The sequence below is a fragment of the Enterococcus sp. H57 genome, assembly GCF_003112495.1.
GTDB lineage: Bacteria > Bacillota > Bacilli > Lactobacillales > Enterococcaceae > Enterococcus_B > Enterococcus_B faecium.
The window spans coordinates 20,777-34,078 of sequence record NZ_BEHC01000031.1; the positions used below are offsets into that span (position 1 = coordinate 20,777).

The 13,302-nt window shown below is 39.4% G+C and carries 10 protein-coding genes; 5 read left to right on the forward strand and 5 right to left on the reverse strand.

Going from position 1 to position 13,302, the window contains the following annotated elements:
- Positions 1 to 44 precede the first annotated feature (44 nt).
- From DIZ30_RS07035 to DIZ30_RS07045, 3 genes are read left to right on the forward strand one after another with little or no spacing between them, the layout of a single operon-like run.
- The gene (locus DIZ30_RS07035; protein ID WP_002324613.1) at positions 45 to 728 is read left to right on the forward strand and encodes a rhamnogalacturonan acetylesterase; all 684 of its coding nucleotides are present in this window, start codon (positions 45 to 47) and stop codon (positions 726 to 728) included.
- Position 729: 1 nt separating this feature from the next.
- Positions 730 to 1,566: a sugar phosphate isomerase/epimerase gene (locus tag DIZ30_RS07040; RefSeq protein ID WP_002297746.1), complete on the forward strand. Its 837-nt coding sequence runs from the start codon at positions 730 to 732 to the stop codon at positions 1,564 to 1,566.
- Positions 1,567 to 1,576: 10 nt separating this feature from the next.
- Positions 1,577 to 3,331, forward strand: coding sequence for an ABC transporter ATP-binding protein (locus DIZ30_RS07045; RefSeq protein WP_002324612.1), 1,755 nt, complete (start codon positions 1,577 to 1,579; stop codon positions 3,329 to 3,331).
- A 276-nt stretch (positions 3,332 to 3,607) separates the two neighbouring features.
- On the opposite strand, the gene DIZ30_RS07050 is transcribed toward DIZ30_RS07045, so the two are convergent.
- Positions 3,608 to 3,949 (reverse strand): YlbF family regulator, encoded by a 342-nt coding sequence (locus DIZ30_RS07050; RefSeq protein WP_002285994.1) that lies wholly within the window; start codon positions 3,947 to 3,949, stop codon positions 3,608 to 3,610.
- A 67-nt stretch (positions 3,950 to 4,016) separates the two neighbouring features.
- The gene (locus tag DIZ30_RS07055; RefSeq protein WP_002294492.1) at positions 4,017 to 6,188 is read right to left on the reverse strand and encodes a PBP1A family penicillin-binding protein; all 2,172 of its coding nucleotides are present in this window, start codon (positions 6,186 to 6,188) and stop codon (positions 4,017 to 4,019) included.
- A 210-nt stretch (positions 6,189 to 6,398) separates the two neighbouring features.
- Here DIZ30_RS07055 and DIZ30_RS07060 point away from each other — a divergent pair, with 210 nt between their 5' ends.
- Entirely contained in the window at positions 6,399 to 7,256 is an 858-nt protein-coding gene (locus tag DIZ30_RS07060) for an RluA family pseudouridine synthase (RefSeq protein ID WP_002297741.1), read from the forward strand.
- 70 nt (positions 7,257 to 7,326) lie between these two features.
- Here the strand turns inward: DIZ30_RS07060 and DIZ30_RS07065 are convergent, their stop codons facing one another.
- From DIZ30_RS07065 to DIZ30_RS07075, 3 genes are read right to left on the reverse strand one after another with little or no spacing between them, the layout of a single operon-like run.
- Positions 7,327 to 8,184, reverse strand: coding sequence for an ROK family protein (locus DIZ30_RS07065; RefSeq protein WP_002285988.1), 858 nt, complete (start codon positions 8,182 to 8,184; stop codon positions 7,327 to 7,329).
- The gene (locus tag DIZ30_RS07070) at positions 8,169 to 10,871 is read right to left on the reverse strand and encodes an alpha-mannosidase (protein ID WP_002285985.1); all 2,703 of its coding nucleotides are present in this window, start codon (positions 10,869 to 10,871) and stop codon (positions 8,169 to 8,171) included. Before DIZ30_RS07070 ends, DIZ30_RS07065 begins: the two co-directional genes overlap by 16 nt.
- Positions 10,872 to 10,883: 12 nt before the next feature.
- The gene (locus DIZ30_RS07075) at positions 10,884 to 12,173 is read right to left on the reverse strand and encodes a glycoside hydrolase family 125 protein (protein ID WP_002319606.1); all 1,290 of its coding nucleotides are present in this window, start codon (positions 12,171 to 12,173) and stop codon (positions 10,884 to 10,886) included.
- A 149-nt stretch (positions 12,174 to 12,322) separates the two neighbouring features.
- Here DIZ30_RS07075 and DIZ30_RS07080 point away from each other — a divergent pair.
- Positions 12,323 to 13,302: substrate-binding domain-containing protein (locus DIZ30_RS07080; protein WP_234414792.1), on the forward strand; the 980-nt coding region annotated here is incomplete at its 3' end.

Sequence of the window (13,302 nt, forward strand, 5' to 3'; positions counted from 1 at the left end):
GTTCTGCTTCATTGCCTATAAACCTTTATGAAAGAAGAGATAACATGCCTACTATCCATATTGCCGGTGATTCTACTGCGGCAGAAAAAGATGAAAACAAGCGTCCCGAGACAGGTTGGGGAGAAAAAATCTCTGCTTATTTTTCACCCGAGATCCAGATCAATAACCAAGCAAAGAATGGACGCAGCACCAAATCATTTATCCAGGAAGGAAGGTTAGCCCGTCTAGCTTCACAGTTTCAGCCGAATGATTTCTTATTTGTACAATTTGGACATAACGACCAGAAAATCCAAGAAGAAAGAGGTACGCTTCCCTTCGGTAGCTATTTAAAAAATCTGCAGATATTTTTTGAATGCGCAAAAAAAGCGAACGTCCAAATGGTCTTACTGACATCTGTGACGCGACGAGATTACTTAGAAAGCGGAACATTGAATCCAGATATACTTGGAGACTATCCAAAAGCGATGCGTGCATTTGCTGAGAAACACCATATTCCTCTTTTAGATGTGTTCTCAAGATCACAAGAATTGTTCCAGACCTTCTCAAAAGAAGAGACAAAAAAATTCTACCTGCATCTTATGCCTGATACTTGTAAAAATTACCCAGAAGGACTAAAGGACAATACCCACTTTAGTCCAGAAGGCGCTGATAAAGTTGCCCGAATAATTGTTGAATTGATAAAAGAATCCCGTCTGCCTCTTGCTAATTATTTACAAAAAGGAGTTTGAGATGTTTCCATTAAATTTAGGCATCCGTGCCCACGATTTAGATGTTCGAAATCGTGAAGAAATCGTTCAAAAAGTATCACAGCTTCACTTGTCCCATATCCAATTTGCACCACAAAAAGCATTTCCTGAACAACTTAAATTAACTGACATGACACTTGGGAGTGCTGCCTATTTTGGTGAATACTTCCAAAAAAACAATATCGAACTTTCCATTTTAGGATGCTATATCAACCTATCCAGCAAAAATCAAGAAGTTCGTGCACAAGCATTGGCAACTTTCAAACAGCAAATTGCTCTGTGCTCTGCCTATCAAGCCAAGATGATTGCTACGGAAACCGGTAGTGTCCCTGTCGGTTACACAAAAGAAAATTTTACTGAAGAAGCTTATCAGATCGCCAGAAATTCTATCATTGAATTAGTCGCTCATGCAGAAAATTTTGGCGTAACTGTTGCTGTTGAAGCAGGGATCAATCATCCAATCTATAACTATCAGTTAGCTAAACGTTTAATCGATGAAGTAGCTTCACCAAATTTAAAAATCATTTTAGATTGTGCGAATTTGATGCATAAAGAAAATCATGCTGATCAGGAAAAAGTGATCCGAGGTGCCTTGGACAATTTACATGGTTATATTACAGCGCTTCATCTCAAAGACTATATCATGGAAAATGGAAAGATCCGCATGGTACCTGTTGGCAAGGGCTGTTTAGATTTCCGCCCGGTACTGCATTATATCAAATATGAGCGTCCTCTAATGTACGCCACTCTTGAAGCTACTCCTGAGATTTATGTTCCTGAAGCAATAGAACACTTGCAGTTTATTTACCAAGATTGTTAAGGAGAAGATTATGGAGGAACGAATACAGAAAAGTTATCAAAAATATCATGCAAATGCTTTTCAGACATTGCTGCATCTTTATCAGGGAAATTATTGGCGTTTTGCCATGTCAGGACTCTTTTTTATTATCAAACATCTTCCATCTTGGTTAATGCCGATCGCTATTGCCAATGTAATCAATGCAGCTTCATCGAAAGATTCTTCTCAGTTGCAGGCCATTTATTTCAACGCTTTTTTGATGGCTTGTCTGATTGGTCAAAATATATTGACGAATTATTTTCATGTAAAATACCATAGCACTTCGATCCGTCAAGTAGAAGCTGGACTAAGAGCGACCCTTATCAAGAAAATCCAAGAACTTTCTATTCCTTATCAAAAAGAATTGCAATCTGGCCGGATCCAGTCAAAGATCATCCGTGATGTAGAAGCTATCCAAACGTTGTCCTCTCAAGTATTTGTCAGCGGATTAAATATCGCTGTCAATTTATTCGTAGCTTTAGGTATCACGCTTTATAAAAGTCCTGTTGTTTTCATGTTTTTCTTATTGACTGTTCCTCTCGCCGCATTCGTTACTCTCTTTTTCCGTAAAAGGATCAGACAGTCCAACTCAGACTTCCGACAAGAAATGGAAGAGACTTCTGCAAAAGTGATCGAAGTGATCGAATTAGCACCGATTGCTCGAGCTCATGGGTTAGAAAAACACGAAACAACTCGCTTAAATAAGCATTTTACTCAAATCTATGAAAAAGGATTCCACTTAGATATCCTGCAATCTGTTTTCGGATCAGTCAGCTGGGCTAGTTTTCAGATATTTCAGCTGATTTGTTTGATTTTCACTGGGATATTAGCTTTACAAGGGCGCATCCAACCCGGCGATGTCGTGATGTATCAGACGTATTTCACGACGATCGTCAATTCCGTTTCTGGAATGATCACGCTGATTCCTACGATTTCAAAAGGCATGGAATCTATCACTTCTATTGGCGAACTGTTGATTGCTGGCGATGTAGAAACTTATCACGGTAAGAAAAAAATCCAACATTTGGATGGAAATTTTCGTTTTGAGGATGTTTCTTTTCATTACCCGGACTCACTCAAGCCGATTATCGATCATTTTTCTCTAGAGGTGAAAGCTGGAGAAACAATTGCTTTTGTTGGGCCATCTGGTTCTGGAAAATCTACACTCCTTAACTTATTGATTGGATTTATCCAGCCGTCTTCAGGGAGGATTTTCCTAGATAATCAGCCTTTGGATGAATTGGATATGCGAAGTGTGCGTAATTATTTAGCCGTTGTTCCTCAAACCACTTTGTTGTTCTCCGCTTCGATCAAAGAGAACATCACTTATGGCTTGAAAAACGTATCAAAAGAACGTTTAGATGAAGTCATCGAAGCTGCGCAACTTTCTTCACTGATTGACCAGCTCCCTGATGGTCTGGATACCTTAGTAGGCGAACATGGCAACAAGCTGTCTGGTGGCCAAAAGCAACGTACCTCCATTGCACGAGCGTTGATACGTCAGCCAAAAATCATTTTGCTAGATGAAGCAACCTCAGCTTTAGATAACCAGTCAGAGAAAAAAATCCAGCAGGCCCTGAATTACCTGACAGAAACACCCACTACTTTTATTGTGGCTCATCGGCTTTCAACGATCAAAGAGGCAGATAAAATCGTTGTGATCGATGAAGGAAAAATCGTTGAAATAGGTACTTACGAAGAACTGTTAGCTCAAAAAGGCTATTTCTACCGCTTGAAAAATGAATGACAAAAAAATAGGAGCTATGACAAGACTTTTGTCGTAGCTCCTATTTTTGAATAAAAGGTGTTCTCCTGCCAACTCCTCGGTCACAAGTCACAATAGTCATCAAACATGAGAAGCTGTTTTTTGAAATTATTCCTTGTAACTCAGAGTTAAACGGTAGGCTCACGACCTCTTGGTAAACGGTGTTCAAGAGATAGCCTATCGGCAATAAGAAGCAATTTTGTCATCGCTCAAGGCCGAACGTCTCTTTCACACCCTCTGTTGTTTCATAAAATAGTTTTATTCGCTGTAAAGGTCGCGAACTGGTGTCATGATGATACGGTTCAAGTCATTGATGATTGTACTGAAGCCTTGCTCTTTTTGCATCAAGTCATTGATTACTTCTTCTGATTGGATTTTCACAGCCATTTCTTGTGCTTTCATTGCATCTTCGTCGCTGAATTCTTGTCCACTCATTTGTTTTTCTTGTAATTCGATTTGCATCGCTTGGAAGTCTTTGAACAGTTTGTGTGCTTCTTCGTTTGCTTGTACTTTCTCGTACGCTTCTTTCAACGCTTTGAATTCTGGTAATTCACGGATCTCACGTTCGATTTGATTCGCGCTATCGTAGATGTTTGACATGTTATGCCCTCTTTTCTTTTAGTAGTTACTCTCTATTGTAACATGGGGTTATTCGTTTTCAAAGGGTCTACTCTCCTTGATATTTCCGCCAGAGGTCTTTAGCCGCTTCACCAATTCCCTGAACGCCTTCTTTCACCATATCGCCGAAGTTTTTCAGCCCTTCTTTTGCTTGTTCACCATATTGATTCAAGTTATCTTGCCAATTTCCAGACTCTCCATTAGAATTTCCTGTGTTTCCAACTTGATCTGCAGCTACCACTTGTCCTCCTGTGGCATAGGCATCTGCTACACTAAATCCTGTTTTTGAAGTATACGGAAGGATGCCTTCTGCCGCTGATTTGAAGACTTTCCCGACAACATTTCCACTTGTCCCTTCCAAATAGTGCAGCTTGCTGGATTCTTCGTAACCCATCCATGTCGAAATCACTACGTCTGGCGTGTAACCGATCATCCATTGGTCATTTGCTTTTGTGGCATCGAAATTAGTTTCTGTGGTTCCTGTTTTCCCTGCTATCGTATAACCTGCAGGATTCGCAGCAGCCGCTGTTCCATTTGAAAATGTACCAAGAAGCATGCTGGTCATTTCATCGGCTGTTTCCTTTGATATGACCTGTTTTGGTTTTTTGTTTGTGTTATCGACGATCACCGCTCCAGTCGAATCAACGATTTTCGTGATAAGATGCGGCGTATACATCTGACCATCATTGGCAAATGCACTGTAAGCACCCGCCATGATCAATGGAGATACTCCTTTTTCCAGTCCACCAAGGGCTAAGCCATAATACTTATCAGATTTTGCTAAAGGCAGGCCGAATTCTTCTGCTTTATCATATCCTTTTTGTAAACCGATCTCATGCAAAAGCCATACAGCGGGCAAATTCAAACTTTGAGCAACAGCTTGATACATCGGTACTTCTCCTTGGTATGTCCCGTCAAAATTATGCGCATCGTAATAACTTTGCGGTTCATCTTTCAAGATACTGGAAGGCTTGTATCCAGCTTCCAGTGCTGGTGTATATACGCTTAATGGTTTGATCGTTGATCCTGGTGAACGACGCATCTGTGTAGCAAAGCTGAATCCTCTAAAGACATGATCTCCTCTTCGTCCTACTAGTGCTTGTACACCACCTGTATTCGGATCTAAAGCTACTGAAGCAGATTGGACCATGGCACCATCTGAAGCATTTGCTGGGAATAATGCACTGTTTTGATAAGTAGCTTCTAATTGCTTTTGATAATCCTGATCTAAAGCTGTATAGATTTTATAGCCTTTATTCATGACATCTTCTTCATCAAGACCATACTCGTTAACTGCTTCATCGATCACTGCATCAAAATAATAAGGATAACGATAACCAGAATCTGAATTATCATATGTGTCATTAAGATACGCGCTGATATCTGTCTGGCTTTCTGCTTGTTCTTGTTCTTTTGTGATTTTTCCGTTTTCTTCCATTACACTTAGTACTGTGTTTTTCCGATCATTCGCATTTTTTGGGTGATCGATCGGATTATAAATACCAGGACCTTTCAGCATTCCTGCCAAAGTAGCAGCCTCAGACAGCGTAACATTCGTTGCATCTACTCCAAAATACTTTCTGGAAGCGTCTTGGACACCCCATACCCCGTTGCCAAAATAGGCATTGTTAAGATACATGGTCAAGATTTCTTCTTTGCTGTACTTCTTTTCGATCTCGATTGCCAAAAATAATTCCTTCGCTTTTCGATCAAACGTTTGGTCTAATGTCAGATACGCATTTTTGGCAAGCTGCTGAGTGATCGTACTTCCTCCGCCCCCTGATGTTCCGCCAGACAAGACCATTCGGACTGCTGCACGGGCAATCCCTTTGATATCAAACCCGTGATGCTCGTAAAAATTCCTATCTTCTGTCGAGATTACTGCATCTTGGATATAGGGAGAAATCGCGTTTAATTCTACATATGTTCCTTTTTGGGCGTACAGTGTGCCAGCTTCTTCGTTTTTCTTATCATAAATGACTGTCGATTGGCTTAATCCTGATTTTAACGTTTCGACATTTGCTTGTTTTGCTAAAATAAAGAGGTAGATACTTGTCACTAAGACACAGATCAAACCAATCAGCAAAATCAATTTGTTCACATGATATTTTTTCCAGATGCGCTTTCGCCATCGATGGAATTGTCCGAGATATGGTCTGATCCAACGCCAAAAACTGATCAAAGCAGCTTTTATCTTTTCTAAAATGCTTTGAAAATCCATTTGCTTCTTCTCCTGTCTATTTGATTCAATCGTCTTATTTTACCATAGTGAAAGAGTGTTTTCTTCCTGCTTAAGTTGTAGTTCAATATGTTTTTTTACGTTAGTGCAAGTAGAGTAACATAAGAATGAACAGAAAAATGTAAGTTTTTTCTTAAATATGTTTTAAAAATGGTACAATTAGTCTGCAATTGCACTGAAAGGAGTACACTTGTGAAAATCACGATCACTTTACCTATGAACCATCCTGAAACAACGATTCGCGACTTGCTTGAAAAGGAATGGTTAGTCCCTAGAAAGGTTCGACATTTTTTGCGTATACGTAAAAACGTTTGGATCAATCAACAACCTGCTTTGTTCCATCATGAAGTAAAGGGCAATGACCAGATCACATTGTTATTCGAAGAAACAGATTATAATTATCAAGAAGTCCAGCTTGGAGATGCGGCGCACATCCGCGTTTTACATGAAGATGAGCATTTGATTATAGTTGATAAGCCTGCAGGAATGAAGACTCATCCAAATGAACCGACAGAAAACAGTACCTTGCTCAATCATTTAGCTGCTTATCTCGACACTAAACAGCAACGACCTTACGTTGTCCATCGCTTGGACAAAGAAACAAGCGGTGCCGTTTTATTTGCAAAAAATCCATTTGTCTTGCCGATACTTGGAAGAATGTTGGAACAAAAAATGATCTATCGGAGATATCAAGCCATCGTATGGGGAGAAATTGCCAAAGATATGACCATCACCAATAAAATTGGACGAGATCGCCATGATCGGAGAAAAAGGGTCGTAGATGATAAAAATGGTCAGAGCGCCTTGACACATGTCACTGTCAACAAAGTACTTTCTGAACAAACACAAGTCTATTGTGTTTTGGAAACCGGACGTACACACCAGATCAGAGTTCATTTAGCTCATAAGGGACATCCGATCGTTGGAGACCCTCTCTACCAAAATAGAACTGCTGAACGACTGATGCTCCATGCATTAGAACTGCACATGATCCATCCATTTACTCAAGAAAAAATAGTCGGTAAAGCTTTACCTGGATTATGGGAATAGAAATAAAAAAGAACAGAGTCTTATCAGCAGATAATGATAAGACTCTGTTCTTTTTGTGTAATTTGTCTGCTTACTTTTGATGTTCGTGTTCTGCTAACAGCAAACTACCGATAATCCCACTTTCATTCGGCAGTCCCCAACGAACGATATATTCACTTACTTGAGGTGTTTCCATATAACCACCCATCAATTCAACAAATTGCTGACGGATTTTTTGAAGGAGATGATCCTGATTCATTACCCCACCGCCTAAAATAATCTTTTCAGGTGCTAACGTCAACGTATAGTTGATCAGTGCTTGAGCAATATAATAAGCCTGAATAGCCCAAACAGGATGATCTTGCGGCAGATCTTGCCCTTTGATCCCTGTGCGTGCCTCAATAGACGGTCCTGCTGCTAATCCTTCTAAACAATCTTTATGATAAGGACAAGTACCTTCATAATGGTCATCTGGATGGCGTTTCACCCAAATATGTCCCATTTCAGGATGTGCGATCCCTGAAAAAATTTCTTCATTGATCACGACACCTGCACCGATTCCTGTTCCCACGGTAAGGTAAATACAACTATTTTTTCCTTGTGCTGCTCCTTGCTTCAATTCCCCATATGCAGCAGCATTGACATCCGTTGTCCAAGCAGCAGGAATATTGTAGCGTTCCTTGATTGTGCCAAGAAAATCGAATTGTGCCCACCCTTTTTTGGGAGTTGCCAAAACGTATCCGTAATTATCTTTTGTTTTGTCGATACCAATCGGGCCGAATGAGCCAATCCCGATTCCCTTCAATTCATAACGATCAAAAAATTCAAATACCTGATCCAATGTTTCTTCTGGTGTTGTGGTAGGGATACTTAATTTTTCTAAAATTTCTCCACCATCTGAAACCGCACACACAAATTTTGTTCCGCCTGCTTCTATTCCGCCATACATTCGTTTTCCTCCTCGAATCCGATTGTCCGAATCTCATAAGGTTGGATTATTGGGACAACCGCTTGCTTCGTTGGTTCTTCAAGCAGATTCAATATGACAGTTTTTCCATTGTCTTTAGTTATTTCCAATTTTTCTAAATGACTAGACATATTGAAACCTCTTACTACTACTTTATCACTAAACTTGCTGCGTTTCAAAGCTGTAATTGCAAACGTTTCACTTTTTATCGTTAAATATTGTTGTTTTGAAATCAATGTTCCTTCATGATGTTTGATTTGTTGAGTGGAAAAAGGAATCTGTGCTGCGTATGCATGCAAATAAGTAGAGAATTTTTCTTCTGGTCCATGTAGTTCAATGCTGTAATTGAACCGATGCTCACCTAGACACTGTGCTTCTGGTGTTGGAAAATATCCCCAATCGCCTAGTTCTCCCACACTGCGAAGTAGCGTCACTGCGATTTGTCCGTCTTCTGTTACTTCATATTCATTCAAACCAAAGTTTCCGACTGTTACACCGTACTCTTCATCATGAATATTGACAAATGCTTGCTGATGTTGCGGATTCGTAGGGTTTTCCCAACTTTTAGACACATGGTTTGGGCGCTTCACCACTTCAAAAATACTATCTGCTTCGTGATGTTCCACATGTAACTTTGTAGGAAACAAGACACGTAAGCGATGATCTTTCATCTGATTGTCGAGAGTCGTTTCAAAGTCGATTTTTTTACTATCTTTTCTGATTGTCATGATTGTTTTTATTTGAAGGATTCGTTTTTCTTTGGATCGTTCTGCTTTTCGATAACGAAATTCCACAACCATCTGCTGTTCTTTTTCTAAACGCTCGTCTGCAGAAACAGGGATTTCCATTTCCTGTAGAATACTTATTTTTGCTATTTCCGGTGTATCTACTAATACTTTTACTTCAGAGTTTTCTTTGTTACTGGATAGGATTGGCTGATCACAGAAAGGTTGTTTAAAGATATATTCATTTCCTATATCGCCGATATCTTCAAAAATATGCAGATTATTCAACTTTCGTTTGTTTTTGCGATCTTCCATTGTAATGGTACCATTTTTTTCAATCGTCAAATGTAGAGGGCCGTTTTCGATGATTCGTCCACTCTGATGAATCATTGTTTCCTTTTCTTCTGCTTTCGCTTCCCCTTCTACAAGCGCGAATGTTTCCCAAGAAAATGCTGGCATGTTTTCTAATGGTAAAGTCACTTTGATCATTCTTGCCATATATGGCACACGGAAACGGTCTTTCGGCAAATCATAACCAAATTGGACAGTTTCTTCAGATAAAATAGCTGGTATAGTGGCCCCACTTTTTGTTTCTACATGATACTTACGTTTAGGCAAATTTTCTAACTCTTGATATAGTTGTTCAGGTATTCCTTCAGCGAATCTTTTTCTTTCTAATTCGATGGTTATTTCTGCTTCACCAGTTTTATCCATTCCTGCAGTATTTACAATGACAAATGGAAAGCTGTCTTTTGGGAATCCGGTCGTATCGATTGCTGCGGTCAGCTGTTCTAAGGAATCTTGTGCAAGATACTTTCCAACTTCATCTGCTTTTTCAAAACGAGGTATCATTTCCCGATGGACAGAATCGACTGAACAACCGCAAATACTGTCGTGAGGATGATTTTGCATTAATGTCTTCCAAGCATAATCTAATTGATCATGGGGATAGTTTCCACTAACTTCATAAGCCATCGTCGCAAGTGGTTCTGTAATATTTTCTAGCTGTCGCTGGACCTTGGTATTCCATTGTTTTAAGTAAACCCGAGCAGATGCTGTATTGGCTAAAGTATACCAGCCATCCGTTTCTTGACTTGTCAATTCTCCTTCTACTGAGCCTAAGTCTTCTGGCACATCTTTTTGAACTGCTTCCAGATAGTCAGTAAAATTAGAATGAATAAACTCGTAATCTGGAAACAGTTCATTTGCGAGATGGATTGCTTTTGATATATCTTTTTGTACCGGTTGATGATCAACACCATTCATCATCAATAAGTGGTTCGTAGAGGCATATTGTTCTGCATCCGCTAATTTTTGCTTCCAAAAGGCAAGAGCTGCTTCTTTTTCTACTGGAATCTCATTCCCGTTGCTATACCAATTGGCAAATAGCAGACCAAAGATTGCTGTTTGATCAGGTCCTTTCCACCACATCTCTGAGTATTGGGAAGAATAGTTTTCTGCTTCCAAAACTTGATTATCAAAGCCAATTGGTTTTACACCACGGCCAAACGCTGCTGCTGAAATACCAGCTTGTTTCATTAATTGAGGCGTCTGTCCCATATTTCCAAATGTATCGGGAAAATAGCCTAACATGACAGGGGTTCCCCATTTACGGCTTTCTTCCATGCCAATCAGCATATTTCTCACGTTCGATTCCGAGCTGATAAGAAAATCATCTTGCAAGATATAAAATGGTCCAATTCTCAATTTTCCTTCATTGATTGCTTGTTGGATTGCCTGTCTTTTTTCTGGCCTTACTTGAAGATAGTCATCTAAAATAATCGTTTGCCCATCCAAATGAAAACTGTTGAAGGACGGATCAACTTCAAATAGCTCTAGTAGATCGTCTATCAATTCAATCAGTCGCATATGATGCTGTTCGTAAGCCATGTACCATTCACGATCCCAGTGGCTATGAGAAATGATATATACTTTCTTTTTCATTTACGATACCTCCTACTTTTCTACTCTAATATCAAAGTAATCCATGACTAATTCGCAAAACATCATATTTGCCCAAGAAAACCATTCTCTCGTATAATTTTCAGGATTGTTCACATCGAACCCTTCGTGCATAAGGTGTGTTCCTGCGTCAGTTGCTACAAGTAAATTCAATATCCGCTCTTTTTCAGATTTGTCTGACGTTGTCATTCCTTCCATAGCTAATGCAATCGGCCAAACGTATTTTTCTGGCGTATGGGAGGATCCAATTCCTTTTGCGTACTTTCCTTCATAGAAATATGGATTTTCTTTACTCAACAATGTTCTTCTTGTTTGCAGATAATCTTCCTCTTGTTCAGAACAATATCCCAAGTAAGGTGCGGCGATCAGATTGGGCACATTACTGTCATCCATGACTGTGGCGTTTCCCATTCCATCTACTTCATATGCATAAATCGTTTGCCCTTTTTGATTAACCGTTCGTCCGTGATTCTGAATCCCATCTTGGATCTCTTTCTTCAATTTCTGTGTTTGCTGTACAATTTCTTTATCATCGAGTATCGTTTGAAAAATTTCTTCCACATAACCTAACACGACCACCGCAAACATATTGGATGGTACCAGATATCCATAACGGCAAGCATCATCGCTAGGACGGAAACCAGACCATGTCATTCCTGTAAAAGCTGTTTTTGCACCTCGCCCGTCATTGATCAGCGTATCTTCTTTTCTTGTCGTGTCTCGTACAAATGTATAAGGAGAGTGTTCATGATCTTGCTCTGTTTTGAACACGTCCAAGATTTTTTTGATACCTTCAATAAAAGATTGATTGAATTGATCAGTTTTTCCTGTATTTTTGTAAAGAAGATAGGCCAACTGTATTGGGTAGCATAAAGAATCAATTTCATATTTTCTTTCCCAGATCCAATCGTTCATTTTTGTATGATCTGTTTGGTGGCCAGCACCGTTAGCTTCTTCGTTGAAGGCATTCGCATATGGATCGATATTGATATAAAAAAATTGCTTTTTGACTAACCCGCTGATCATGTCAGCTAATTCCTCATCTTCTTTTGCAATCACTAAATAAGGACGAACTTGTGCAGTAGAGTCTCTTAACCACATCGCTGGAATGTCTCCCGTCAATAAAAAGGTGGTTCCGTCATTTTGCTTTTTGACTGTTGTCAACAGAGTATTGGCAAATGCTGCTGTAAAATTCTTTGCCCAGTCCGCATGGATATCCCCACATTTTTGTGTGATATCTTCCATAAATTTCTGCACCGATTTTGGTATATCTTTATAAACCACTAATAAAACCTTCTTTCTATTTGATATATCTTTAAAGATTATACTTCATACAGCCAATTATGTCTACGCTTTCAAAAAATATCTTTTTATTTACTTTTTCATCCATTATGGTATTATTTAAATATGATATATCATTAAGAGGTGTTTATATGAATCAACCATTGTACCAGACAATATTTAATGATTTGCAAACGGCTATTTTAACTGGTGAATTACCTGTAGACAGCCAACTACCAACTGAAAAAGAACTTTCACGTACCTATAAAGTAAGCAGAATCACTTCCAAACGTGCATTGACTGAATTAGAGCAATTAGGACTTATTTATCGCGTTCGCGGGAAAGGCAGTTTCGTTAAATCCGCTTCTCCGGAACAGATGCTTGCTTCTCCTACAAAAACACGACGGATTCTGTTTCTTCTTCCATATGTCGCTGATTTGTCTGTTGGTGATTTTAGCAAGGGATTGAACCCTGTGATGCAAGATAAACAGATTGATGTCATGATGACGACGCTTGACTTTCTACAAAATAAAACAGCAAAAGAGCTAATCAATGAATTTGACGGATTGATTTATTATGCTCTTGATACAGAACAACATCTTGACTTACTTTTTGAGCTTTCATTGAAAGAATTCCCTGTCGTCATATTAGATAAAAAAATCTATGAGTTACCTTTTCCTACCGTTCTTTCCGATAATTTCCAAGGCGGTGCGCTTGCTGCCTCTTATTTGATCGAACAGGGTCATTCAAAAATCGCTTATTTGTTTGGTACGCAGACTCATCCACAATCCGTTCGACAGCGTTACCTTGGTTACCTTGAAGCATTGGACAAAGCTGGTTTGACTTTCCACACTTCACTGGATGACAAAAGCGCGACATTAGATGAATTGCTTTCTTATATCACTAAGTATGAAGTAACTGCTTTTGTTTGTGAAAACGATGTTGTCGCTATCCAGACCATGAATCTCTTGAGACAGCATGGTTATCATATCCCTGAAGATTTTTCAATTATCGGATTTGATGATATCCAAGCAGCAGCTCTTGTTGACCCGCCACTGACAACCATCGCACAAGATTTTGAACAGTTAGGTAAGCTTGCGGGAGATGCTTTGGTCACTTGGTTAGAGACAAA

Excerpts from the sequence above, each read along its gene's own strand:
- DIZ30_RS07035 (WP_002324613.1), top strand. The coding sequence starts at position 45 with ATGCCTACTATCCATATTGCCGGTGATTCTACTGCGGCAGAAAAAGAT.
- DIZ30_RS07040 (WP_002297746.1), top strand. The coding sequence starts at position 730 with ATGTTTCCATTAAATTTAGGCATCCGTGCCCACGATTTAGATGTTCGA.
- DIZ30_RS07045 (WP_002324612.1), top strand. The coding sequence starts at position 1,577 with ATGGAGGAACGAATACAGAAAAGTTATCAAAAATATCATGCAAATGCT.
- DIZ30_RS07050 (WP_002285994.1), bottom strand. The coding sequence starts at position 3,949 with ATGTCAAACATCTACGATAGCGCGAATCAAATCGAACGTGAGATCCGT.
- DIZ30_RS07055 (WP_002294492.1), bottom strand. The coding sequence starts at position 6,188 with ATGGATTTTCAAAGCATTTTAGAAAAGATAAAAGCTGCTTTGATCAGT.
- DIZ30_RS07065 (WP_002285988.1), bottom strand. The coding sequence starts at position 8,184 with ATGTATGGCGGAATAGAAGCAGGCGGAACAAAATTTGTGTGTGCGGTT.
- DIZ30_RS07070 (WP_002285985.1), bottom strand. The coding sequence starts at position 10,871 with ATGAAAAAGAAAGTATATATCATTTCTCATAGCCACTGGGATCGTGAA.